The sequence below is a fragment of the Streptomyces nodosus genome (assembly GCF_008704995.1).
GTDB lineage: Bacteria > Actinomycetota > Actinomycetes > Streptomycetales > Streptomycetaceae > Streptomyces > Streptomyces nodosus.
This window is the reverse complement of the sequence record NZ_CP023747.1, coordinates 3,111,121-3,133,908: the sequence shown is the minus strand read 5'-3', so window position 1 is coordinate 3,133,908 and position 22,788 is coordinate 3,111,121. Positions and strand designations below refer to the sequence as shown.

Annotated in this window: 19 protein-coding genes; 13 read left to right on the top strand and 6 right to left on the bottom strand. The window is 72.7% G+C overall.

Features of this window, described 5'->3' with window-relative positions; genetic code table 11:
* Positions 1–92: 92 nt before the first annotated feature.
* The 3 genes from CP978_RS14130 to CP978_RS14120 all read right to left on the bottom strand — a co-directional run bounded on the left by CP978_RS14130 (position 93) and on the right by CP978_RS14120 (position 3,121).
* Positions 93–1,478, bottom strand: a complete 1,386-nt coding sequence (locus CP978_RS14130; protein WP_052454114.1) for a coenzyme F420-0:L-glutamate ligase — start codon at positions 1,476–1,478, stop codon at positions 93–95.
* The gene (gene cofD, locus CP978_RS14125; RefSeq protein ID WP_043440814.1) at positions 1,475–2,434 is read right to left on the bottom strand and encodes a 2-phospho-L-lactate transferase; all 960 of its coding nucleotides are present in this window, start codon (positions 2,432–2,434) and stop codon (positions 1,475–1,477) included. Before cofD ends, CP978_RS14130 begins: the two co-directional genes overlap by 4 nt.
* A gap of 126 nt (positions 2,435–2,560) precedes the next feature.
* Positions 2,561–3,121, bottom strand: a complete 561-nt coding sequence (locus CP978_RS14120) for a cysteine dioxygenase (protein WP_052454113.1) — start codon at positions 3,119–3,121, stop codon at positions 2,561–2,563.
* A 716-nt stretch (positions 3,122–3,837) separates the two neighbouring features.
* Between CP978_RS14120 and CP978_RS14110 the strand changes: the two genes are divergently transcribed.
* The 3 genes from CP978_RS14110 (at position 3,838) to CP978_RS14100 (ending at position 9,495) form a co-directional block, all read left to right on the top strand.
* Complete coding sequence (locus CP978_RS14110) at positions 3,838–4,101, top strand: WhiB family transcriptional regulator (protein WP_003975777.1); 264 nt, start codon at positions 3,838–3,840, stop codon at positions 4,099–4,101.
* Between the two features lie 262 nt (positions 4,102–4,363).
* The gene (locus CP978_RS14105) at positions 4,364–7,981 is read left to right on the top strand and encodes a glycosyltransferase family 2 protein (RefSeq protein ID WP_079162141.1); all 3,618 of its coding nucleotides are present in this window, start codon (positions 4,364–4,366) and stop codon (positions 7,979–7,981) included.
* Positions 7,978–9,495: a DUF5719 family protein gene (locus CP978_RS14100; RefSeq protein WP_043440811.1), complete on the top strand. Its 1,518-nt coding sequence runs from the start codon at positions 7,978–7,980 to the stop codon at positions 9,493–9,495. Before CP978_RS14105 ends, CP978_RS14100 begins: the two co-directional genes overlap by 4 nt.
* 78 nt (positions 9,496–9,573) lie before the next feature.
* On the opposite strand, the gene CP978_RS14095 is transcribed toward CP978_RS14100, so the two are convergent.
* Positions 9,574–10,023 carry a metallopeptidase family protein gene (locus CP978_RS14095; protein ID WP_079162140.1) on the bottom strand — a complete coding sequence of 150 codons (450 nt, stop codon included), beginning with the start codon at positions 10,021–10,023 and terminating at the stop codon, positions 9,574–9,576.
* 380 nt (positions 10,024–10,403) lie between these two features.
* Between CP978_RS14095 and CP978_RS14090 the strand changes: the two genes are divergently transcribed.
* The 9 genes from CP978_RS14090 to CP978_RS14040 all read left to right on the top strand — a co-directional run bounded on the left by CP978_RS14090 (position 10,404) and on the right by CP978_RS14040 (position 19,877).
* Positions 10,404–10,781, top strand: a complete 378-nt coding sequence (locus CP978_RS14090; protein ID WP_043440806.1) for a DUF3499 domain-containing protein — start codon at positions 10,404–10,406, stop codon at positions 10,779–10,781.
* Positions 10,782–10,947: 166 nt separating this feature from the next.
* Entirely contained in the window at positions 10,948–12,312 is a 1,365-nt protein-coding gene (locus tag CP978_RS14085) for a phosphomannomutase/phosphoglucomutase (RefSeq protein WP_043440804.1), read from the top strand.
* Between the two features lie 164 nt (positions 12,313–12,476).
* Positions 12,477–12,647, top strand: coding sequence for a Trm112 family protein (locus CP978_RS14080; protein ID WP_079162138.1), 171 nt, complete (start codon positions 12,477–12,479; stop codon positions 12,645–12,647).
* Positions 12,648–12,675: 28 nt separating this feature from the next.
* Positions 12,676–13,803 carry an SIS domain-containing protein gene (locus CP978_RS14075; protein ID WP_043440802.1) on the top strand — a complete coding sequence of 376 codons (1,128 nt, stop codon included), beginning with the start codon at positions 12,676–12,678 and terminating at the stop codon, positions 13,801–13,803.
* 56 nt (positions 13,804–13,859) lie between these two features.
* The gene (manA, locus tag CP978_RS14070) at positions 13,860–15,011 is read left to right on the top strand and encodes a mannose-6-phosphate isomerase, class I (protein ID WP_043440800.1); all 1,152 of its coding nucleotides are present in this window, start codon (positions 13,860–13,862) and stop codon (positions 15,009–15,011) included.
* Positions 15,012–15,252: 241 nt separating this feature from the next.
* Positions 15,253–16,230 carry a cation diffusion facilitator family transporter gene (locus CP978_RS14060; protein WP_043440798.1) on the top strand — a complete coding sequence of 326 codons (978 nt, stop codon included), beginning with the start codon at positions 15,253–15,255 and terminating at the stop codon, positions 16,228–16,230.
* A gap of 307 nt (positions 16,231–16,537) precedes the next feature.
* On the top strand, positions 16,538–17,995 hold the full coding sequence (ahcY, locus tag CP978_RS14050) for an adenosylhomocysteinase (RefSeq protein ID WP_043440795.1): 1,458 nt from the start codon (positions 16,538–16,540) through the stop codon (positions 17,993–17,995).
* A 111-nt stretch (positions 17,996–18,106) separates the two neighbouring features.
* Complete coding sequence (locus CP978_RS14045) at positions 18,107–18,721, top strand: hypothetical protein (protein ID WP_043440792.1); 615 nt, start codon at positions 18,107–18,109, stop codon at positions 18,719–18,721.
* 154 nt (positions 18,722–18,875) lie between these two features.
* Complete coding sequence (locus CP978_RS14040; RefSeq protein WP_227745369.1) at positions 18,876–19,877, top strand: Lrp/AsnC family transcriptional regulator; 1,002 nt, start codon at positions 18,876–18,878, stop codon at positions 19,875–19,877.
* A gap of 23 nt (positions 19,878–19,900) precedes the next feature.
* On the opposite strand, the gene CP978_RS14035 is transcribed toward CP978_RS14040, so the two are convergent.
* Together CP978_RS14035 and CP978_RS14030 are read right to left on the bottom strand one after the other, a co-directional pair.
* Positions 19,901–21,352 (bottom strand): carboxyl transferase domain-containing protein, encoded by a 1,452-nt coding sequence (locus CP978_RS14035; protein ID WP_043440790.1) that lies wholly within the window; start codon positions 21,350–21,352, stop codon positions 19,901–19,903.
* On the bottom strand, positions 21,349–22,065 hold the full coding sequence (locus CP978_RS14030; protein WP_052454111.1) for a CoA transferase: 717 nt from the start codon (positions 22,063–22,065) through the stop codon (positions 21,349–21,351). The genes CP978_RS14035 and CP978_RS14030 overlap by 4 nt, the downstream gene beginning before the upstream one ends.
* Positions 22,066–22,315: 250 nt before the next feature.
* On the opposite strand from CP978_RS14030, the gene CP978_RS14025 reads away from it, so the two are divergent.
* Entirely contained in the window at positions 22,316–22,765 is a 450-nt protein-coding gene (locus CP978_RS14025) for an amidase family protein (protein WP_227745628.1), read from the top strand.
* Positions 22,766–22,788 lie beyond the last annotated feature (23 nt).

Genomic DNA, 22,788 nt, shown 5'->3' with positions numbered 1-22,788 from the left:
AAAGGGGTGCGGCCGGGCGCGGACGGGGCCCGTGCGACCGGGGCGCCGGGACCGGGCAGGCTCCCGGGCGCCCCGTGCTCACGGCACCTCGCTCACCGCACCTCGATGAACGCCTGCGCGTCCCGCCCCGGCCGCGGCCCGGGCTCCTCGGCCGGATGCCCCACCGCCACGGCTCCCATCGGGTCCCAGTCCCCGGGCAGTCCCAGCACCTCGCGGACGACCTCACGGCAGAACATCGTCGACGACACCCAGGCCGAGCCGAGCCGCTCCCCGGCGAGCGCCACCAGGAGGTTCTGCACCCCCGCCCCGGTGGCGACCACGAACATCTCCCGCTCGGCCGCGTCCCGCCGTCCGTCGCCGTAGGTGTGGGACCCGTCCATGACCATGCACGGCACCACCAGATACGGGGCGTTGCGCAGCACATCGCCGCGCCGGACGCGCTTCGCGATCGACTCCTCGGTCTTGCCGTCCCGGCGCAGATCGGCGATCCAGGCGTCCCGCATCGCGTCCAGCAGCCGGGTCCGTGACTCCTCGGACTCCAGCAGCACGAACCGCCAGGGCGTGGTGTGGTGCGGCGCCGGAGCGGTCACGGCGGCGGCCACCGCGCGCCGTACGGCGCCGGGGTCGACCGGCTCGTCGGTGAAGGCCCGTACGGTACGCCGCCCGGTCACCGCCTCCCGTACCGCCTCGGAGGTGCCCAGCCGGAACATGTCGTCGCGGGCCGTGCGCACCATCGCCCGTGCCCCCTCGCCGTCCTCCCGGGCCACCAGGTGCGCCAGCCCGCGCACCACGGCGACGGGCAGTCCGGCGGCCTTGCCCTTGACCAGGTCGCCGGCGGCGGCCAGTTCATCGGCGGTGGCGACGACGGTCGCGCTCAGCGGATTGCCGTGGCTGTCGGTGCCGCCGCGCAGGTCGTCCAGGACATGGACGCCCGCGGCACCGATGGCGACATCGGTGAGCCCGGTGCGCCAGGGCCGCCCGAAGGTGTCCGTGACGATCACGCCGACCTCGACCCCGAGAGCGTCCCGCAGCCCGTCCCGGAGCGCCCGCGCGGAGGCGTCGGGGTCCTCGGGCAGCAACAGCACGGTGCCCGCGGGGGTATTGGAGGCGTCGACCCCGGCGGCGGCCATGACGAGCCCCTGCCGGTTCTCGACGATCCTGAGCGGTCCGCGCCGGGCCACGACCCGCACCGTCTCGGCGTCGATGGCGGCCTCCCGGTCCTCCGCCCGGACGAGGCGCCCCTCCGCCTTGGACACGATCTTCGAGGTGATGAGCAGGACATCCCCGTCGGCGAGTCCGGGCTCACCGGCCGCGATCAGCTTGGCGAGGTCGTCCCCGGGGCGGACCTCGGGGAACCCGGGCAGGGCCCACACCCGGAAGCCGGAAGCTGTGTTGGGGGCGTCCGGCTGCCCGTCCGTCGCGCCGGACGGGGAGTCCGTGACGTCCGTCGAACCGTCCCGGGGAGCCGGCCCGGTCATGACGCCCGCACCTCCTCCGCCAGCCGCAGCGCCTCCTGGGCCATCCGGGCCGTCGCGTCCAGGTCCGTCATCATCAGCGGGACCGCGCGGCAGCGGATGCCCGCGGTCTCCACGCGCTCCACCACGGCCGCGTCCACCGTGTCGACCAGCCAGCCGTCCAGCAGCCCCGAGCCGTAGTGCTCGGCGACCGCCGCCGCCGTGGACTCGACCCCGACCGCCGCGAGCACCTTGTCGGCCATCCCGCGCACCGGGGCGTCGCCGACGATGGGGGAGAGGCCCACCACCGGCACACCGGCCTCGGCGATCCCCTCCCGGATGCCGGGCACGGCCAGGATGGTGCCGACGGAGACCACGGGGTTGGACGGCGGGAAGAGGATCACATCCGCCTCGGCGATCGCCTCCAGGACGCCCGGAGCCGGCTTCGCCTGCTCGGCGCCGACCGGCACGACCGCCTCGGCCGGGACGGAGGCCCGCAGCCGCACCCAGTACTCCTGGAAGTGGATCGCCCTGCGCTCGCCGTCCAGTTCGACGGCGACATGGGTCTCCACGCGGTCGTCCGACATGGGGATGAGCCGGACCCCCGGCTTCCAGCGGTCGCACAGCGCCTCGGTGACCGCGCTGAGCGGATAGCCCGCGCCCAGCATCTGGGTCCGCACGATGTGCGTGGCGAAGTCGCGGTCGCCGAGCCCGAACCACTCCGGTCCCACGCCGTACGCCGCGAGTTCCTGCTTGAGGTGGAAGGTCTCCTCGGCCCGGCCCCAGCCCTGTTCCTCGTTGATGCCGCCGCCGAGCGTGTACATCACCGTGTCGAGGTCCGGACAGACCCTCAGCCCGAAGAGGTGGATGTCGTCGCCGGTGTTGCCGACGACCGTGATGTCCGCGTCGGGCGCGGCCCGCTTCAGACCCCGCAGAAACCGGGCACCGCCGATGCCGCCTGCCAGAACCACAATGCGCATGGACACAGTGTGTCAGCCGCCAGGCCGACTCTGTGAGGGGTGGCCGGAAGGCACAGGGTGTCCGTCGAGCCGGGGGCGGGGCGCGCCCGTCGTATGTGCCCCCGGCTCGGGCGCCGACCGCGTCCGCTATTTCGCCGTGCCCGCTGTGCCCGTCGTGTCCGCCGTGTTCAGCGCGGACGCCGTGTGCGCGGTGTCCGCCGTGGTGACTCGGTCCGCCGCGCACGCCTTGTGATGCATCGGCATCTCGGTCAGCCCAGGGAAATAGATGTGCAGGCTCACCGCCGGTTCCAGCGTGTCGTTCACCACTTCGTGCACATATCCCGGCGCGAAAACCCGTTGCGCCCCCGCACGCAATGCGCGGGTGCCGCGCTCCGTGCGCTCGGTCAGTGCGCCGTCCAGGACGGTCAGCACACCGGACGAGCGCCCGTGGTCGTGCAGCCCGCTGCCCTGTCCCGGCACCCAGGACAGCAGCCACACCTCGTAGCCGGGGCCGGTGCGCAGCCGGTGGTACCAGCGGGATGCGGCGTCGTAACGGACCAGGTGCTCCCACTGGGAGCGGTCGGCGGCGACGGTGCGGGCGAGGCCGGCGAATTCGGCCACGGTGGCCGGATGCTCGCGCGGCGGCTGGAGCAGATGCGGCACTTCGAGGATGTCCCCGGCGATCTGGAGGTCGCTGTCGCTGTTCATTGGGATGCGTGGTTCCTCGGCGGACGAGTACGGGGGGATACGTGGGAAGAGGCGATGTCGCGCGTCGTCCGCCCGGATCACGGGCGGGACGCAGGCCCTGGTGCGGGCGGTGGGGACGACGGTCGGGTCGGGTGGACCCGGGACCGGCCGGAGCGATGAGGAGAGCTCAACAGCCGAGACGGCGACAGCTACAGCGAGCGCGGGCAGCACCGTGGGACCCGGCGGTGCGGGTCTGGCGGAGTGCCGAGTTCGCGAGCATGCCCCCTAGGACACCGGTTCACTCCTTCGCTGTCAACTCGAGGCCCGGAATGTGCGATGTGTTTCACCTCATCCGGTTCATCCGGGGGGTATGAGGTTTGCTCGCAAGGAGTCCCGGACACATGGAGCGCACCGTCCGGCACGCGAACGTCGTTGCGTTCTCGTGATCCCACCGTGATCCGGCTCGCTTCGCCGTTCGTACCGGAACGAGAGCGAACGCGGGGGCGTCTTTCTCTGTGGGGGATCGAAGATCCGCGGGAGCCTCGCGGAGTGTCATGGTTTATGTCGATTTGAACACTTTCCGCAAAGCCTTGGTTCCGCAGAGTGAATAAGGGGCCCAATAGCAGATCTCGGCTTGACTGGCCCGGATCGGCGCACTTGTAATTTCACTCGTGTCGTTCAGCCGGAAACGGTAACGACCGCATCACGGGGACGCGAAAGACAGACGAGGGGCGCACATGACCGAGCTGGTGCAGCAACTGCTGGTCGACGACGCGGACGAGGAACTCGGCTGGCAGGAGCGCGCGCTGTGCGCCCAGACCGACCCCGAGTCCTTCTTCCCCGAGAAGGGCGGCTCCACCCGCGAGGCGAAGAAGGTCTGCCTCGCCTGCGAGGTCCGCTCCGAGTGCCTTGAATACGCGCTCGCCAACGACGAGCGGTTCGGCATCTGGGGCGGTCTGTCCGAGCGGGAGCGCCGCCGACTCAAGAAGGCCGCCGTCTGACCTCCGCCGAGCGGAACGAGCCGTTCTCGCGGTGGCATGGCACGGTCGCACCGGCGGGGGAGACCGCACCGGGCGGTGACCCGGGGAAAAGACGCACATCCCTACGTAACGAACGGCCCGGCGCAGGTGGGTTGTCCACAGGCGGCGGGCCGCGATCTTGTCCAACGGTTAGTGTGGGCCTCCGTCCGAGACTCCTCGCCGCCCCCTGAGGGGCGCCGCGCAGGCGTCCACCGCAGTCCATCGAACCGGGGCCCGTACCTCGATGTCCGTGCACAGTCATACGGCGGCCCAACACGACGCCGCCGCACCAGAGTTCCCGCGTCATGTGGTCACCGCGGTGCTCGTCTCCCACGACGGCGCCCGCTGGCTGCCCGACGCCCTCGCCGGGCTTCTCGGCCAGGAGCGCCCCGTGCAGCATGCCGTGGCGGCCGACACCGGCAGCGCGGACGAATCCGCCCCGCTGCTCGAAGACGCCCTCGGCGCCGACCAGGTCCTGCACCTGGCCCGGCGTACCGGTTTCGGCCAGGCCGTCGAGGAGGCGACCCGTCATGCGGTCGTCCTGACCCCGGACGACCTGCCCTACCTCAAGCGTCCCAGCAGCTGGGACCCCGTCAGCCGCACCTGGCGGGACGAGGCGTACGACATGCCGGAGCTGCCGTACGGCGAACCGGTGCAGTGGCTGTGGCTGCTGCACGACGACTGCGCCCCCGAACCCGACGCCCTGGCCCAGCTGCTGCAGGTCGTGGAGAACGAGATGGAGCTGGGCCGCGACGACGTCGCCGTCGTCGGCCCCAAGCTCCGCGGCTGGTACGACCGCCGTCAGCTGCTGGAGGTCGGCGTCACCATCGCCAACTCCGGCCGCCGCTGGACCGGTCTGGACCGCCGTGAACAGGACCAGGGCCAGCACGACCACGTCGGCTCGGTGCTGTCCGTGTCCACGGCCGGCATGCTCGTGCGGCGCGATGTCTTCGAGGAGCTGGGCGGGTTCGACCGGCATCTGCCCCTGATGCGGGACGACGTCGACCTGTGCTGGCGCGCCCACGCCGCCGGCCACCGGGTGCTGATCGCCCCCGACGCGGTCGTACGGCACGCCGAGGCGGCCTCCCGTGAGCGCCGCACCGTGGACTGTGTGGGCCGCACCGCGGCCTCCCCGCACAAGGTCGACAAGGCGGGTGCCGTCTACACCCTCCTCACCAACGCCCGCACGGCACAGCTGCCCTGGATCCTGCTCCGCCTGGTGATCGGCACCGTGCTGCGCACCCTGGCGTATCTCGTCGGCAAGGTGCCCGGACAGGCCGTCGACGAGATCCGCGGTCTGCTCGGGACGCTGCTGCGGCCCGAGCGGATCATCGCCGGCCGGCGCCGGCGCGGCCGCCCGCAGGTGGAGAAGGGCGAGTTGCGTCCGCTCTTCCCGCCGCCCGGAGCGACGGTCCGCGCCACCGTCGAGCAGGTCGCGAGCAATCTGGTGGGCCGCTCCGACCCCGAGATGTCCGCGGCCGGCCGGCATGGCGGCGCCATCGAATCCGGCCCCGGCGGCGACGACGCCGACTTCCTGGAAGTCGAACAGTTCGCCCGGCTCAAACGCATCGCCCGCAAGCCCGGACCGCTGCTCTTCGCCGTTCTGCTGCTGGTCTCGCTCGCCGCCTGCCGGGCCCTGCTCGGCGGGGGCGCGCTGGCCGGCGGGGCGCTGCTGCCCGCGCCCGCCGACGCCTCCGCGCTGTGGTCCCGCCATGCCGACCTGTGGCATCCGGTCGGTGTGGGCGGCACCCAGTCCGCACCGCCCTATCTGGCGTTCGTCGCCCTGCTCGCGAGCATCCTGTTCGGCTCCACCGGACTCGCGGTCACGGTGCTGCTCGTCTGCTCGGTGCCGCTCGCCGGGGTCACCGCCTACTTCGCCTCTCGGCCCCTCGTCGAGTCCCGGCTGCTGCGCGCCTGGGCCTCCGTCGCCTACGCCTTTCTGCCGGCCGCGACGGGCGCCCTCGCCGGCGGCCACATCGGCACGGCGGTCCTGGCCGTGCTGCTGCCGCTGATCGCGCGCGCCGCCGTCGCGGCAGGCGGATTCACCCGTGCGTCCGGGGCGCGCGGCAGCTGGCGGGCGACCTGGGCGTACGCCCTGCTGCTGACGATCACCACCGCGTTCACGCCGATCGTGTGGCCGATCGCCGTGATCCTGGGTGTGGCGGTGCTCGCGGTGCGCAGGACCGACCTCGTCGCCTACGGGCTGCGCTTCCTCGTCCAGTCGGGCGTCCCGCTGCTGGTGCTCGCCCCCTGGTCGCTGTCGCTGCTGCCGTTCGGTTTCTTCCAGGAGGCCGGTCTCGAGTACGGCAGCGGCGCGGCCTCCGCCACCGATCTGCTCGGCGCGAGCCCCGGCGGTCCCGGCACCGTCAGCGGGCTGATGCTCATCGGTGTCGTCCTCGCGGCGCTGGCCGCCCTGCTGCGCTCCGAACGCCAGGCGGGCATCTGGACGGCATGGACGGTCGCCCTGGTGGCGCTTGTCTTCGCGGTCCTGTCCAACGGCTCCGCCTGGGCCGGACCCGCGACCCTCGTCTACGGTCTCGCGCTGCTGGCCGCCGCCGCGATCGGCGCGGACGGCGCCAAGGCGCGGGTGGCCGAGCAGAGCTTCGGCTGGCGCCAGCCGGTCGCCGCGCTCATCGCGTTCGCCTGTGCGGCAGGTCCCCTGCTCATCGCCGCCGGCTGGATGATCCGCGGTGCCGACGGCCCCGTGGAGCGCCGCGACCCGGTGCAGGTACCGGAGTTCGTCGCCGAGGAGGGCGGCACCTCCGACCAGGCCCGCACCCTCGTCCTCGACGGCCGTTCCACCGCGCGCGTCGGCTACACCCTGGTCCGGGGCTCCGGCGCCCGCCTCGGCGACGGTGAACTCGCCGCGGAGGCCGCTGAGAACCGGCAGCTGGACAAGATGGTCGCCAACCTGGTGGCCGGCTCCGGCGCCGACCAGGCCGACGCGCTCGGCGGCTTCGCCGTGCGCTATGTCCTCGTCCGCAAGGGCGCGCCCCGCGAGTTCAGCCGGGTGCTGGACGCCACGCCCGGCCTGACCCGGCTCAGCCAGCAGGACGGCAGCGCCCTGTGGAGGGTGAACCGCCAGGTCTCCCGCGCCGCGATCGTCACGGGTTCCGCCGAGCCGCGGGCCGTCGCGGCCGGTCCCGTCGAGATCCACACCACGATCCCCTCCGGTGACTCGGACCGTGTCCTGCGCCTCGCCGACACCGCGGACGAGGGCTGGACCGCCACCCTGGACGGCAGGCCGCTCACCCGCACCACGGTCGACGGCTGGGCCCAGGGCTTCCGACTGCCCTCCTCGGGCGGGCGGTTGGACGTCACCTATGACACCCCGTTCACGCACACCGCCTGGGTGTGGGGGCAGGGCGCGCTCGCCGTCGTCCTCGTGGTGCTCGCCCTGCCGGGCCGCCGCCGGGACATCGACGACGACCTCCCCGAGGAGCAGTCCGTGCCCGCGCAGGACATCACCGGCGACGGCCGCCGCGCCCGCCGTCTGCGCGCCCAGGCCGAGGCGGAGGAGGCCGGACCGGACGCCGACGCCCCGCCCGCACCCGGGGAGGAGATGCCCGCCCCCGTCCCGCAGCAGCCGGCGTACGGCGAGTGGGACGCGGCGCCGGAGTACGCGGGCGGTGAGTACGGCACCTACGGCGCCGAGGAGTACCCCGACGCGCAGCAGCAGTACGCGGCGGGCACCTACGAGCAGCAGCAGTACCAGGCCGACCCCTACCAGGGCGCCCAGTACGACCCGTACGCCTACGGGACCACGGCGCCGTACGACCCGACGTACCAGCAGGGCTACGCCACGCCGTACGACCCGGCGCACGGCACCGACCGCGAGCGCCCCGACGGGAGCCAGCAGTGAACCGCACGACCCTGTCCCTGATCGCCGGCACGACCGCGCTGGCCGCCGTCACCGGAGTCGCGGTGCTCTCCGCACCGGCCGCCCCCGCGAGCGACGGCGCCAGGACGGCCGCACGGCTGCCCGTGGAGCGGACCCGGCTGCTGTGCCCCCAGCCGAGCACCTCCGACATCGCCGAAACCTCGTACGCCTCCTTCACGCCCGCCTCGGAGGGCACGGGCAGCGCGGGCAAGGCCGAACTGGTCGCGGCCGGCGCCCAGTCGGGGGACGGCGCGGGCTCCTCGGGAAGCGACAAGGCGGGCAAGGGGAAGAAGCACTCCGATGTGCCGGCCGTGACCCCCAAGGAACCCGGCACACCGGTCACCGCGAGCGTCTCCGGCGCCGACAACCCCGCGCTGATCGCCACCGCCACCGGACGGTTCGCGCCCGGCTGGACCATCCAGGAGACGACCCAGGTCACCGCGGGCAGCGGCCGTGGGCTGCTCGGCATCGGCTGCGGTGTCCCGGACACGGAGTTCTGGTTCCCGGGGGTCTCCACCTCCGAGTCCCGCACCGACTATGTGCATCTGACCAACCCCGACGACTCCGCGGCCGTGGTCGACGTCCAGCTGTACGGCAAGGACGGCACCCTCAAGTCGACGGTCGGCGAGGGCATCACCGTTCAGCCGCACTCCAGCGAGCCCGTCCTGCTGTCCACGCTCATCGACGACCAGGAGAGCGACCTCACGGTCCATGTCAGCGCCCGCAGCGGTCGGGTCGCCGCCGCCGTGCAGGCCCTGGACGACAAACTGGGCGGCGACTGGCTGACCGCCTCCGCCGACCCCTCGGACACCCTGGTGCTGCCCGGCATCCCCGAGGACGCCACCGACGTCCGTCTGATCGCCTTCGCACCCGGCGACGCGGACGCCGACCTCAAGGTGCGGCTGGCCTCGCCCTCCGGGCAGATCACCCCGGTCGGGAACGAGACGCTGCATCTGAAGTCCGGCATGACCACCGCTGTCGACCTCGGCGATGTCACCCGGGGCGAGGCGGGCTCGCTGGTGCTGACGTCCACCGGCACCCCGGTGCCCGTGGTCGCCGCGCTGCAGGTGGTGCGGGGCAAGGACGGCCGGCAGGAGTCGGCGTTCATCCCGGCCACCGCGCCGGTCGGTACCCGCGCCACGGCCGTCGGCAACGGCGCCAAGGACACCACGCTGGCGCTGAGCGCCCCGGACGGTACGGCCACGGTCAAGGTCACCGCCTCCGTGGGCAGCGCGGGCGGCGCCGCGGTGAGCAAGAAGTACACGATCAAGGCAGGCACCACGCAGAACGTGGAGGTGCCCGTGCCGAGCGACCTCAAGGGCACCTATGCGCTCACCGTCGAGCCGCTCGCCGGAGGACCCGTGTACGCCGCGCGCATGCTCCATATGACCCTCGGGGGCGTACCGGCGTTCACGGTGCAGACCCTCCCGGACGACCGGGGCACGGTGGCGGTCCCGGAGGCGGAACAGGACCTGTCGGTCCTGCTGAAGAACTGAGCCGCTGAAGAAGCGGCTGAAGAAGCGACGGTCCCGAAGGGCCGGTCCGGTCTCGCGACCGGACCGGCCCTTGTGGTCTCAGTCCTCGCCGTACCGGGGGTCCACCGTCTCCGGGGTCAGCCCCAGCAGATCCGCCACCTGCTCCACGACCACCTCGTGGACCAGCGCGGCCCGCTCGTCGCGTCCCTTGGTGCGGATCTCGACGGGACGCCGGTAGACGACCACGCGTGCCCGCTTGCCCTCCCCGGCCGGGACGGTGCCGCCCAGGGGGACCGGCTCGTCGCTCCAGCCGTCGGTCGCGCCGTCGAGGCGGGGCACCTCGAGGACCAGGAAATCGATGTCGGCGAGCTGCGGCCAGTGCCGCTCCAGACGCTCCACGGAGTCCTGCACCAGATCCGCGAACGCCTCGGCACGGCTCAGAGCGAGCGGGACCTGGGGCGGTGCGACGGGGCCGCGCATGCCCCTGCCGTGGCGGTCACGGCGACGGGGCCCGGGGGCGGGGGCGCGGGGCGGTACGGGGGTGTCCATCACCGTCGAAGCCTAGTCCCCGCAAGGGCGGGACGCCCGGCTCCGCCGGCTCGCGCCCCGTACGGGCCCGCTCCTTTCTCCGGCCGTCGCGGGACGCGGAGGTGTGCCGGGGCGGCCCGCGTGTCGAGGGATGACCATTCCAGCCAAGGTTGAGCTCGATCCCCTAGCTCTCAAAGACCGCCTACCTCAAGGAAATTGGTGAGATTTGTGCCAAGTGGTGACCGGTTTCGGAGGGGTCCGACACCTTTCCCTGGGGTGTCCACCCAGGTCATCGGGGTGGCTTCGAAGCGACGCACGGTGCACTTCAGGACACGACACGGTGGGGTGACCTGGGGGAGAGTCGTCGCGGCCCGCTCAAGAGTGCGGTACCGTCCAGGGTCGTGAGCCCTGTACGTCGCTGTTCGCGCACCGCTTGCGGCCGACCCGCCGTCGCGACGCTGACGTACGTCTACGCCGACTCGACCGCGGTCCTCGGCCCGCTCGCCACCTACGCCGAACCCCACTGCTACGACCTGTGCGCCGAGCACTCCGAGCGCCTGACCGCGCCGCGCGGCTGGGAGGTCGTCCGGCTGCTGGACGGTTCGGCCCCCGCACGCCCCAGCGGCGACGACCTCGAAGCACTCGCCAACGCGGTGCGCGAGGCGGCACGTCCGCAGCAGAAGCGCGCGGCCGAGGCGGGCGGCGGCGCCCGCACGGCGGACCCGACGGAGGTCGCACGCCGCGGCCATCTGCGGGTGCTCCGCTCACCGGACAACTGAGCCTCCGCGCCGGGATGAGCCACGGCGCGAACTCCCGTGTGAACCCCGGTATGAACCCTGGTATGAACTCCGTGGGAACTGTCCCTCGGGCCTGACCGGACCGCCGCCCGGCACCCCTTCCAGCGGGTAGTTTGGGGTCATCGTCGAGACCTCAGGAGGGTTGGCCGTGGCTGCTGATCTGTCGCAGATCGTGAAGGCGTACGACGTACGCGGGGTGGTCCCGGACCAGTGGGACGAACCGCTCGCCGAGCTCTTCGGAGCGGCCTTCGCACAGGTGACGGGCGCGGACGCGATCGTGATCGGCCATGACATGCGGCCCTCGTCCCCGGGACTGTCGCGTGCCTTCGCCCGCGGGGCGACGCGACGCGGCGTCGATGTCACCGAGATCGGCCTCTGCTCGACGGACCAGCTCTACTACGCCTCGGGCGCGCTCGGGCTGCCGGGCGCGATGTTCACCGCCTCGCACAACCCGGCGCAGTACAACGGCATCAAGATGTGCCGCGCGGGCGCCGCCCCGGTCGGCCAGGACACCGGTCTCGCCGAGATCCGCGCACTGGTCGAGGAGTGGCAGGACTCGGGTGCCCCGGAGCCCGCCGACACGCCGGGGACGATCACCCGGCGCGACACCCTGGAGGACTACGCGGCCTACCTGCGCTCCCTGGTCGACCTGACCTCGATCTCCCGGTTGAAGGCCGTCGTCGACGCGGGCAACGGCATGGGCGGGCACACCGTGCCGACCGTCTTCGCCGGGCTGCCGGTGGACCTGGTCCCGATGTACTTCGAACTGGACGGCACCTTCCCGAACCACGAGGCAAACCCGCTCGACCCGAAGAACATCGTCGATCTGCAGCAGCGGGTGCGCGAGGAGCACGCCGACCTCGGCATCGCCTTCGACGGCGACGCCGACCGCTGCTTCGTGGTCGACGAGAACGGCGACCCGGTCTCCCCGTCCGCGATCACCGCCCTGGTCGCCGCCCGTGAGCTCGCCCGGTACGGCGGCAAGGGCACGGTCATCCACAACCTGATCACCTCGCGGTCGGTGCCCGAGGTCGTCCGGGAGAACGGCGGCACCCCGGTCCGCACCCGGGTGGGCCACTCCTTCATCAAGGCCGAGATGGCGCGATCCGGCGCGATCTTCGGCGGCGAGCACTCCGCGCACTACTACTTCAAGGACTTCTGGAACGCCGACACCGGCATGCTGGCCGCCCTCCATGTGCTCGCGGCCCTCGGCAGCCAGGACGGCCCGCTGTCCCGGCTGGTCGCCGCCTACGACCGCTACGCCGGGTCCGGCGAGATCAACTCCACGGTCGACGACCAGGGGGCCCGGCTCGCCGCGATCAAGGCGGCGTACCAGGGCCGTGACGGCGTCGACATCGACGAGCTGGACGGCCTCACCGTCTCCAGCGCCGACTGGTGGTTCAACGTCCGCCCCTCCAACACCGAACCGCTGCTCCGCCTGAACGCGGAGGCCGGTGACGAGGCGACCATGGAGAAGATCCGGGACGAGGCTCTGGAGATCATCCGGGGCTGATGTCCCGTCGCGTGGCCCCGCCTCCCGGGAGGAACCCCACCGGGAGGCGGGAGCCCGCCCCGCCCCTCAGCCCACGGCCCTCACTCCCCGGCCCGACCGCCGCGTGCCGCCTCCCGCGGCGGTAGTCTGACCAGGCCAAGCGCATCCGCCCGAAGGGACCCCTCATGCCGCTCGAAGCCGGTCTCCTGGAGATCCTCGCCTGCCCGGCGTGCCACGCTCCCCTCAAGGAGGAGGACAGCGAACTGGTCTGCACCAGCCAGGACTGCGGCCTCGCCTACCCCGTCCGCGACGGCATCCCGGTCCTGCTCGTCGACGAGGCCCGCCGCCCCGCGTAACGGGCCGGGCGATCGGAGACTGCCGACCATGCTCGACGAAACGCTGCTCGACGACCCCGAGGCCCTGGCCCGCGCCGACCGCCGCGCACTGCTCCGCGGCGCCGCGGAGGCCGGCGCCCGGGTGCGCACCGCCGTACGGCACGCCGCCGATGCGGGCGTCAACGATCTGAAGCCGGACGGCCGCCCCCGTGCCGTCCTCATCGCCGGCCCCGGCACGGCCTCCGTGGGCGTCGCCGAACTGCTGGACACCCTCGCGGGCGCCTCCTGCCCGGTCACCCGCATCCACCCCACCGGGGTCGCCCCGGCCGCCGGTGCGCTGCGCTGGGAGCTGCCCGGCTGGGCGGGCCCCGTCGACCTACTGCTGATCGCCACGCCCGACGGGACCGAGCCGGGACTGTCGATCCTGGTCGAGCAGGCCTACCGCCGCAGCTGCACCGTGGTCGCCGTGGCACCCGCAGGCTCCCCAGTCACGGACGCGGTGGCCGGCGCCCATGGCCTGTTCGTGCCCATGGCGACGGCCCCGTTCGAGCAGGACGAACCCCTCACCGCGTCCGCGCCCGGAGTGCTGTGGGCCCTGCTCACCCCGCTGCTGGTCCTCCTCGACCGCACCGGACTGCTCTCCGCGCCGCCCGACGTGCTGGGGAAGGTCGCCGACCGTCTCGACCGGGTCGCCGAGCGCTGCGGACCGGCCATCGCCACCTATGACAACCCGGCCAAGAACCTCGCCGCCGAGCTGGCCGAATCCCTTCCGGTGATCTGGACCGAGGGCGTCTCCGCCGCACCCGCGGGCCGTCGGTTCGCCGCCGCGCTCGCCGAGCTGGCCGGCCGTCCCGGGCTCACCGCGCAGCTGCCCGAGGCGCTCGCCTCGCACAGCGTGCTGCTCTCCGGCGCACTGGCCGCAGGCGCCGACCCCGACGACTTCTTCCGTGACCGCGTCGAGGAGGCACAGGCCCTCCATGCACGGGTCGTTCTGCTGCGCGACCGCCCCCTCGGCGGCCTGAGCGCGGCCCCCGCCGCGCGTGAGCTGGCCCTCAGCCATGACACCGCGATCAGCGAGCTCGAACCGGAGGACGGCGGCGAGCTGGAGACCCTCGCGGAACTGATCGCCATCACGGATTTCGCCGCTGTTTACGTGGCGCTCGCTTCGGGGGCGTGATCCTGGGCCCACGCCCACCGACAGCACTGCCGAGTACGACGGAGAAGAAGACACCGATGGATCGCCTCGACAACGCCGTCCGCCCCTACGCCTGGGGCTCCACCACCGCCATCCCCGCGCTCCTCGGCGTGGAGCCGACCGGTGAGCCGCAGGCGGAGATGTGGATGGGCGCCCACCCGGGCGCGCCCTCACGCACCCCGCGCGGCCCCCTCGACGAGTTGATCGGCAAGGCGCCGGAGGAGGAGCTGGGGGAGCGGACGGTCGCCCGGTTCGGCCCCCGGCTGCCCTTCCTGCTCAAGCTGCTCGCCGCCGGCGCCCCGCTCTCCCTCCAGGTGCACCCCGACCTGGAGCAGGCGAGGGCGGGCTATGCGGACGAGGAGCGCCGGGGCATCCCGGTCGACGCGCCCCACCGCACCTACAAGGACGCCAACCACAAGCCCGAACTGGTCTGCGCCCTCACCGAGTTCGACGGACTGTGCGGCTTCCGCGCCCCCGAGGAGGCCGCGGACCTGCTGGCGGGCCTCGGGGTCGCCGCCCTCAAGCCGTACATCGACCTGCTGCGCCGCCACCCCGAGGACGTCGCCCTGCGCGAGGCCCTCACCGCTGTGCTGAGCGCCGACCCCGGGGACATGGCCCGTACGGTCGAGGAGGCCGCGGCCGCCTGCTCCCGCCTCGGCGGCGCCTATGCCCCGTACGCCGAGATCGCCCGCCACTACCCCGGCGACCCCGGTGTGATCGCGGCCATGCTGCTCAACCATGTGCGACTGCAGCCCGGTGAGGCGCTCTTCCTCGGCGCCGGAGTCCCGCACGCCTATCTCAACGGCCTCGGCGTCGAGATCATGGCCAACTCCGACAACGTCCTGCGCTGCGGTCTGACCCCCAAGCACATCGATGTCCCCGAGCTGCTGAGGATCGTCCGCTTCGAGGCGTGCGACCCCGGAGTTCTGCGCCCGGAGGCCTCGTCCGACGGCGAGGAGGTCTACGAGACCCCCACGGACGAGTTCCGTCTGTCCCGCCATGTCCTCGCCGAGGGCGCCGCCCCGCAGGACATCACGCGGGCCACTCCGCAGATCCTGCTGTGCACGGCGGGCTCCGTGCGGGTGGGCGACGAGGTGCTCACCCCCGGCGAGTCGGTCTTCGTACCGGCGGGCGAGAAGGTCGAGGTGTCCGGGACCGGCACGCTCTTCCGGGCCACGTCCGTCGCCTGACCATGTGCGTCGCCTGGCCGCGGTCGTCACCCGGCCACCTTGGCGCCCGTCCGTGGTGGGGCGCCAAGGTGGCCGTGCCGTTAACCGGCGTGGTCCGTGCACAGCCGTCGCACCGGCCCCGCGTACCACCCCGGGCCCTGCTGTAACAATGTCCCATCGCACAGGACGGACACGGCCCGGGGCGGCGCACACGGCCCGTGTGGGCGCCGGGCGGGGCGGGCGACGAAGGGACAACGCTTAGATGAGCGCGTCAGGCGGAACCAAGGCGATCGCGGCGGCACTCGGCGCCAATCTCGCCATCGCGGTATCGAAGTTGGTGGCGTTCGCCTTCAGCGGCTCCTCGTCGATGCTCGCCGAGGGGGTGCACTCGCTCGCCGACTCCGGTAACCAGTTCCTGCTGCTGATAGGCGGCAAGCGAGCCCAGCGCGAGGCCACCCCGCAGCACCCCTTCGGCTACGGCCGCGAGCGCTATGTCTACGCCTTTCTGGTCTCGATCGTCCTCTTCTCGCTCGGCGGCATGTTCGCCGTCTACGAGGGCTACGAGAAGATCCGGCACCCGCACGAACTCGAGAACTGGTACTGGCCGGTGGCCGTCCTGGTCTTCGCGATCCTCGCCGAGGGCTACTCGTTCCGCACCGCCGTCAAGGAGTCCGCCGCGCTGCGCGGCACGCTCACCTGGGTGCAGTTCATCCGCCGCGCCAAGGCGCCCGAGCTGCCGGTCGTGCTGCTGGAGGACTTCGGCGCCCTCATCGGTCTGGTCCTCGCCCTCGGCGGCGTCGGCCTCGCGCTGCTCACCGGTGACGGCATCTGGGACGGCATCGGCACCGTCTGCATCGGTGTGCTCCTCGTCCTGATCGCTCTCGTCCTCGCCGCCGAGACCAAGTCCCTGCTGCTCGGCGAGTCCGCGGGCCTCGAAGAGGTCAAGAAGATCGAGGCCGCGACCGTCGACGGCGACACGGTCACCGGTGTCATCCATATGCGCACCCTTCACCTCGGTCCCGAGGAGCTGCTGGTCGCCGCGAAGATCGCCGTGCAGCACGACGACACGGCCGCGGAGGTCGCCGCCGCGATCGACGCCGCCGAGGCCCGTATCCGCGCCGCCGTTCCCATCGCCCGCGTGATCTACCTGGAACCGGACATCTACAGCGACACCGAGGCGGCCAAGGGCCCGGACGCCGAGGCGACACCCGGCGGCCCGGCACGGAACGCCGGACACTGAGCGGCCCGGCACGGAACGCCGGACACTGAGCGGCCCGCCCGGGCACGGGCGCCGGCCATGCGCGACCGGCCGTCCTGTGAGGCGGACTGGGGAGCGCGTGGCCGCCCGGTGTAGCTTGGAGGCCGAGCCAGACGTCGCTGCTGATGGCGGTCGGGCGGTCCCACCGAGGACCGGCCGAGGGAGAGAGGGCCTCCGACGGACTGCGCTGCGCGCGCGTGGGCACCCTGTGCCCTCCCGGACACTCCCGTGCCCGCCGCCGCGCAGATCAGCCGTACCCACCTCGAACCGATCCCGAGGAGCAGCCCGTATGACGACTGTCGAGAACCGACAGGACTTCAAGGTCGCCGATCTCTCGCTGGCCGAGTTCGGCCGCAAGGAGATCACTCTCGCCGAGCACGAGATGCCCGGCCTGATGGCGATCCGCAAGGAGTACGCCGAGGCACAGCCGCTGGCCGGCGCCCGTGTCACCGGCTCCCTGCACATGACCGTCCAGACCGCCGTGCTCATCGAGACCCTGGTGGCCCTGGGCGCGCAGGTCCGCTGGGCCTCCTGCAACATCTTCTCCACCCAGGACCACGCGGCGGCGGCCATCGCCGTCGGCCCCGACGGCACCCCCGACGACCCCCGGGGCATCCCCGTCTTCGCCTGGAAGGGCGAGACGCTCCAGGAGTACTGGTGGTGCACCGAGCAGGCGCTGACCTGGCCGGACAGCCCCACCGGCGGCCCGAACATGATCCTGGACGACGGCGGTGACGCCACCCTCCTCGTCCACCAGGGCGTCGCGTACGAGAAGGACGGCAAGGTCCCGCCCGTCGAGACCGCCGAGTCGGACGAGCACCGTGTCATCCTCCAGTTGCTCCACCGCACCCTGGGCGAGAACCCCCGGAAGTGGACCCAGCTGGCGTCGGAGATCCGCGGTGTGACCGAGGAGACCACGACCGGCGTCCACCGTCTGTACGAGATGCAGCGCGAGGGCACCCTCCTGTTCCCGGCGATCAACGTCAATGACGCGGTCACCAAGTCGAAGTTCGACAACAAGTACGGCTGCCGCCACTCCCTGGTCGACGGCATCAACCGCGCGACCGACGTCCTCATCGGCGGCAAGACCGCGGTCGTCTGCGGTTACGGCGACGTGGGCAAGGGCTGCGCGGAGTCCCTGCGCGGACAGGGCGCCCGCGTGATCGTCACCGAGATCGACCCGATCTGCGCGCTCCAGGCGGCGATGGACGGCTACCAGGTCACCACCCTCGACGAGGTCGTCTACAAGGCCGACATCTTCATCACCACCACCGGCAACAAGGACATCATCCTTGCCGCCGACATGGCGAAGATGAAGCACCAGGCGATCGTCGGCAACATCGGCCACTTCGACAACGAGATCGACATGGCCGGCCTCGCCAAGATCCCCGGCATCGTCAAGGACGAGGTCAAGCCGCAGGTCCACACCTGGACCTTCCCCGACGGCAAGAAGATCATCGTGCTGTCCGAGGGCCGCCTGCTGAACCTGGGCAACGCCACCGGTCACCCGTCGTTCGTGATGTCCAACTCCTTCGCGGACCAGACCCTGGCCCAGATCGAGCTGTTCACCAAGCCCGACGAGTACCCGACCGGTGTGTACACGCTGCCCAAGCACCTCGACGAGCATGTCGCCCGCCTCCACCTGGACGCGCTCGGTGTGAAGCTCACCCAGCTCCGCCCCGAGCAGGCCGCGTACATCGGCGTCGACGTCGCGGGTCCGTACAAGGCGGACCACTACCGCTACTGACCCCTCAGCAGTGAGTCCCGAGGCAGGCCCCCGCACCCCCGTGCCGGGGGCCTGCCCCTTGATCCGACCGGACGGACCGGCCGGACCAGTCCGTCACGACCCAGGACCCCCATGCCCCGCGGCCGCTATTCGCTTCACGATCCGCACGATCACACCCTCCTCGCCGAGGAACACTTCCAGTGCGCCCCGGGCCCCTCCGGCTGGCGCTATGTCTCGCAACGGACCACCCCCTCCGGGGATCACTCCGGCTCCGTCGACCTCGCCCTGGACGAACTGGGCCGCCCCATCCGTCTCGAACTCCATGCCGCGGGCTGGCAGGTGCGCGCCGCCGCCCTCGACGGCGTCACCTGGGTCCGCACCGATCCCACCGGCGCCCATGCCACCGAAGGCAATGTCCGCGCCCATGCCTTCACCGGCACCTCTCCGGCGTTCCTGGTCGCCACCGCCCGTCTGCTGCGCCTCACCCCTTCCTCCTCCGCCACCCGCGTACGCCTCGTCGCCTTCACGGACCCGGTCCTCGCCCCCCGTACCGTGGACCAGTCCTGGGCTCTGGTGGAAAGAGAAGCACACCCCACTGACAACGCCCCGCTGATGGTGGACGAATACCAGGTCACAGCGCTGGACACGGGGGAGCGGCACACCGTCCACCTCTCCGGCGACGTGGTGCTCTCGGCGCCCGGCATCGAGCTGGAACACCTCGCATCACCGCCGTCGGTCTTCGACTGACCCGGCGGGCCGGCCCCGTCGGCCACGGTCCGGACGGCACGCACCGGCCACGGCACCGCCCTTTGACCGCCGGGCAGTCGGGCGGGCCGGCCGGAGAGGCTCGTACCGCCGCCTGCGCGCGGACCCGATGCCTCCGCTCGTTACTGTGGAGGCCGTGATCCCAGCCGAAGCGGGCGTGGACGCCCTGGACCGCCGCATCATCGCTGCCCTGCAGATCGACGGCCGGGCCTCCTGGCGGAAGATCGCCTCGGTGCTCGGGGAACCGGAGCGCACGGTCGCCAGAAGGGCGCTGCGCCTGTTGGAGAGCGGCCTGGTGACGGTGACCGGGCTGATCGCCCGGGGGGACACGGTGATCCTCCGGCTGAACTGCCGCCCCGGGGCCGTACGGGACGCGGCGGTGGCGGCGGCCCGCTGGCGGAACACGGTCTTCAGCTATGTGCTGGCCGGCCCCGCGGACTGTGTGGCCGAATTGCAGTGCCCGCCCGAGCAGCTGGCCCGGTTCATGCTGGAGGAGGTGCCCGCGGTGCCCGGCCTGGTGTCGCAGCATGTCTCCCCGGTGCTGCGGTACTTCCGCACCGTGCACGAGTGGCATCCGGGAATCCTGGAGCCCGCCGAGGAGGCGGCGCTGGCCCGCTTCCCGGCGCCCGGGGCGACGGTGGAGCCGCCGGAGACGGACCTGGGACCGGAGGAGTGGAGCATCCTGAACGCGCTCGCCGAGGACGGGCGGCGCACCCATGAGGAGCTGGCGGCGATCGCCGGGGTCTCCGAGGCGACGGCCCGCCGCCGGGTGGAGTCGCTCTCCCGCAGCGGGCAGGTGAGTATCCGGGCGGCGGTCGAGCCCGCACTGCTGGGGCTGCCGGTGGAGGCACTGCTGTGGATCCGCACCCGGCCGGACGAGGTGGAGGAGGTCGGCCGGGCGCTGATCCGTTCCCCGCTGGTCCGCTATGCGGCTGCGGTGATGGGGGAGTACCAGCTGCTGGTCGACGTCACCCAGCCCTCCAAGGACGCGCTGTACGAATTTCTGTCCACCGCGCCGTGGGTGAGCAAGGTGGAGGCGGTGCAGTCGCATCTGGTGGTGGAGGCGCTCAAGCGCAGCGCAGCGCCGACCCCGTTGCTGCGCGCGGTGCAGGACGGGCCGGCGGCGACCGTGGACTGACCATCGGCGCCGGGCGTGGCCGCTCAGGCGACGGCCCCCGTGGCACCGGCGGCCCGGGCGGCGCGGTGCAGGGCCCTCAGCTCCCAACCCAGCGCGGCGACCAGGCGGGCGGTGAAGCCGTCCCGGTCCTCCCCCGCCGGGACCGGTTCGGCGAGGATCCGGTGCACGATGCCGTCGTCCAGCAGCTCGGCCGCGCCGATGCGCTGCTCCTGGGCGAGTTCCGAAGCGCGCGCGGTGGTGCGGTACAGGATCGCCGAGGCACCCTCGGGCGGCAGCGGGGAGAGCCAGGCGTGCTCGGCGGCGAGCGTGCGGTCGGCGGGCAGCAGAGCCAGTGCCGCCCCTCCCGCGCCCTCGCCGAGCAGCAGGCTGAGCCGGGGGACGGTGAGCCGCGACAGGTCGGCCAGACAGCGAGCGATCTCCCCGGCCAGGGCGCCCTCCTCGGCGTCCGGGGTGAGCCGGGCGCCCGCGGTGTCGATCACGGTGAGCAGCGGCAGCCGCAGTTCCTCGGCCAGCCGCATGGCCCGGCGTGCGGTGCGGAGCCCGGCGGGGCCCATGGATCCGGGAGCGGAGCGGTCGTGGCCGGCGACGACACAGGGGGCGCCGCCGATACGGGCCAGGGCGATGCGCAGGGCGTCCTCCCGTTCCCCGGCGCCGGTGCCGCCGAGCGGTACCACGGTGTCGGCGGCGGCGAGCAGCTCGGCCAGCCCGGGGCGGCGTGGATCGCGGGTCAGGCCGACGGACCGCCGGATGTCCTGCGGCGGAAGCGGATCCTGCCGGGGCCGGCCGCCGGGCGGACCGCCGTGGGGAACGCCGGCGGTGATGTCCAGCGTCGCGGCGAGGGTCCCGCGCAGTTGCCCGGGGGAGAGCACGGCGTCGATGACACCGTGCTGTGCCAGGTTCTCCGCCCGCTGGACGCCCACGGGGAAGGGCGCCGCGTGCAGGGCCTCGTACACCCTCGGGCCGAGAAAGCCGATCAGGGCGCCCGGTTCGGCGGTGGTGAGCTGCCCGAGGGAGCCCCAGGAGGCCAGGACCCCGCCGGTGGTGGGGTGGCGCAGATGGACGAGGTAGGGCAGATGGGCGGCCCGGTGCGCGGCCAGCGCGGCGGCGATGCCGGCCATCCGCACGAAGGCGGGGGTGCCCTCCTGCATACGGGTGCCGCCCGAGACGGGGGCGGCGAGCACGGGGAGGCGCTCGGCGGTGGCCCTGCGGACGGCGTGCACCAGCCGGTCGGCGGCGACGGTGCCGACCGAGCCGGCCAGGAAGGCGAACTCGCCCAGCAGCAGGGCGACCCGGCGTCCGGCGATCCGCCCCTCGCCGGTGAGCACGGCCTCGTCGGCGCCGCTTCGCTCGCGGGCGCGCTCCAGCGTCCGGCCGTAGTCCCCGCCCACGGCCGGAGCGGGGGTGTCCCAGCTGCGGTGACTGCCGTGGTCCAGCACGGTGTCCGCGAAGTCGAGGGCGGCGGGTCGCGGGCTCACCGGGGGGCTCCCGCGGTCGCGGTCGGCGCGCGCGCCGGGCCCGTGTCCCGGGCGGCGTCCTCCAGGTCCTGCCAGTCGCGGACGGACCGGTCGTGCTGGCCGAGGGTGGGCGGGGGGAGACGGCGGGTGCGTCCGCCGCCGTTGAAGGACCAGGGCACACCGGCCGCGTCCAGCCGGCCGATCCACTGTTCGGCGCTTCCCCGGGAGAACACGGCCTCCAGTTCGGCGGCGAGCTCGGTGCGGTTCCGGACCCGTTCGGCGTTGCCGGCGTAGCGCGGGTCGTCCGGGTCGAGTCCGGTCACCTCGGCGACGGCACGCCACAACGACTCGCTGCCGGCGGCGAGTCGCAGGTCACCGTCGGCGCAGCGGAACAGTCCGTACGGGGCGATGGCGGGGTGCTGGTTGCCGGTGGTCCGGGGGATCTCCCCGGCGACGGTCCAACGGGTGCCCTGGAAGCTGTGGATGCCGACCATGGACGACAGCAGCGAGGTCCTGACGACCCGTCCCCGGGCGGTCCCCTGCCGCTCCAGCAGGGCCGCGAGCACCCCGGAGACCCCGAAGATCCCGGCCGGCAGATCGGCGACGGGGGTGCCCGCCTTTGCCGGTGCGCCCGGTTCCCCGGTGAGGCTCATCAGCCCGCCCTCGCCCTGGGCTAGGTCGAGCACCAGATGGCCGGAGAGCGGCCCGTCGTGGTGGGGGGTCTGGTCGTTCATGGCACTCCACAGATGCGTCAGAGAACCCATGTGGCTGAAACATTCAAAAGCTAAGCACTTGGTGTCTACTTCCGCCTGGTCCATGGTTTGGATGAAGAATCCCTTCTGCCTGGCATCGTTGCCGACTTCACCCCGCGCCACATGGGATTTTGTTGATGGCTGAAAACGTCAACGTGCACAAACCCTTGACTGAAATCGTCACCGACTCCAGCGTTGGGTCCCATCCCGCACCGCCGAGGCCGCCCGGCAGCTGGCCCGGGGCCGGGCCGTCGGCCCGCTGCACGGTCTCCCCATTGCTTTCAAGGACACCCACCTGACGCGGGACATGCGTACCACCCACGGGTCCCCGCTTTTCGCCGACCATGTACCGGACACGGACGAACTGGCCCCGGTCAGCCAGGTGGTCCCCTTCGAGGTCGAACTGGAGTACCCGCAGCGGATCGCCGGACAGGAACAGCACACCTATCTGGACTGGATGCGCTCCGCGTACCTCATCTCCGTGATGGGATCACCGGCGCTCTCCGTCCCGGCCGGCTTCCCCGCCCCCCGCCGGACTGCCCGTCGGCATCCAGATCGTCACCGCCCCGCGCACCGACCTGACCACCCTCCAGGTCGGCGCCGCCTTCGAGGCCGCGACCGGCCACGGCCGCCGGCCCCCTCCTTCTCGCAGTGCCCGGCACCACGGGCCGTCGCAGGCTGACCTGCCGCACCGACGACGGGCCC

What these genes read in the sequence shown, in the direction of transcription:
- CP978_RS14130 (WP_052454114.1), bottom strand. Translation starts at nt 1,478, where the DNA reads ATGACCGGGCCGGCTCCCCGGGACGGTTCGACGGACGTCACGGACTCC.
- cofD (WP_043440814.1), bottom strand. Translation starts at nt 2,434, where the DNA reads ATGCGCATTGTGGTTCTGGCAGGCGGCATCGGCGGTGCCCGGTTTCTG.
- CP978_RS14120 (WP_052454113.1), bottom strand. Translation starts at nt 3,121, where the DNA reads ATGAACAGCGACAGCGACCTCCAGATCGCCGGGGACATCCTCGAAGTG.
- CP978_RS14110 (WP_003975777.1), top strand. Translation starts at nt 3,838, where the DNA reads ATGACCGAGCTGGTGCAGCAACTGCTGGTCGACGACGCGGACGAGGAA.
- CP978_RS14105 (WP_079162141.1), top strand. Translation starts at nt 4,364, where the DNA reads ATGTCCGTGCACAGTCATACGGCGGCCCAACACGACGCCGCCGCACCA.
- CP978_RS14095 (WP_079162140.1), bottom strand. Translation starts at nt 10,023, where the DNA reads ATGGACACCCCCGTACCGCCCCGCGCCCCCGCCCCCGGGCCCCGTCGC.
- CP978_RS14080 (WP_079162138.1), top strand. Translation starts at nt 12,477, where the DNA reads ATGCCGCTCGAAGCCGGTCTCCTGGAGATCCTCGCCTGCCCGGCGTGC.
- CP978_RS14075 (WP_043440802.1), top strand. Translation starts at nt 12,676, where the DNA reads ATGCTCGACGAAACGCTGCTCGACGACCCCGAGGCCCTGGCCCGCGCC.
- manA (WP_043440800.1), top strand. Translation starts at nt 13,860, where the DNA reads ATGGATCGCCTCGACAACGCCGTCCGCCCCTACGCCTGGGGCTCCACC.
- CP978_RS14060 (WP_043440798.1), top strand. Translation starts at nt 15,253, where the DNA reads ATGAGCGCGTCAGGCGGAACCAAGGCGATCGCGGCGGCACTCGGCGCC.
- ahcY (WP_043440795.1), top strand. Translation starts at nt 16,538, where the DNA reads ATGACGACTGTCGAGAACCGACAGGACTTCAAGGTCGCCGATCTCTCG.
- CP978_RS14045 (WP_043440792.1), top strand. Translation starts at nt 18,107, where the DNA reads ATGCCCCGCGGCCGCTATTCGCTTCACGATCCGCACGATCACACCCTC.
- CP978_RS14030 (WP_052454111.1), bottom strand. Translation starts at nt 22,065, where the DNA reads ATGAACGACCAGACCCCCCACCACGACGGGCCGCTCTCCGGCCATCTG.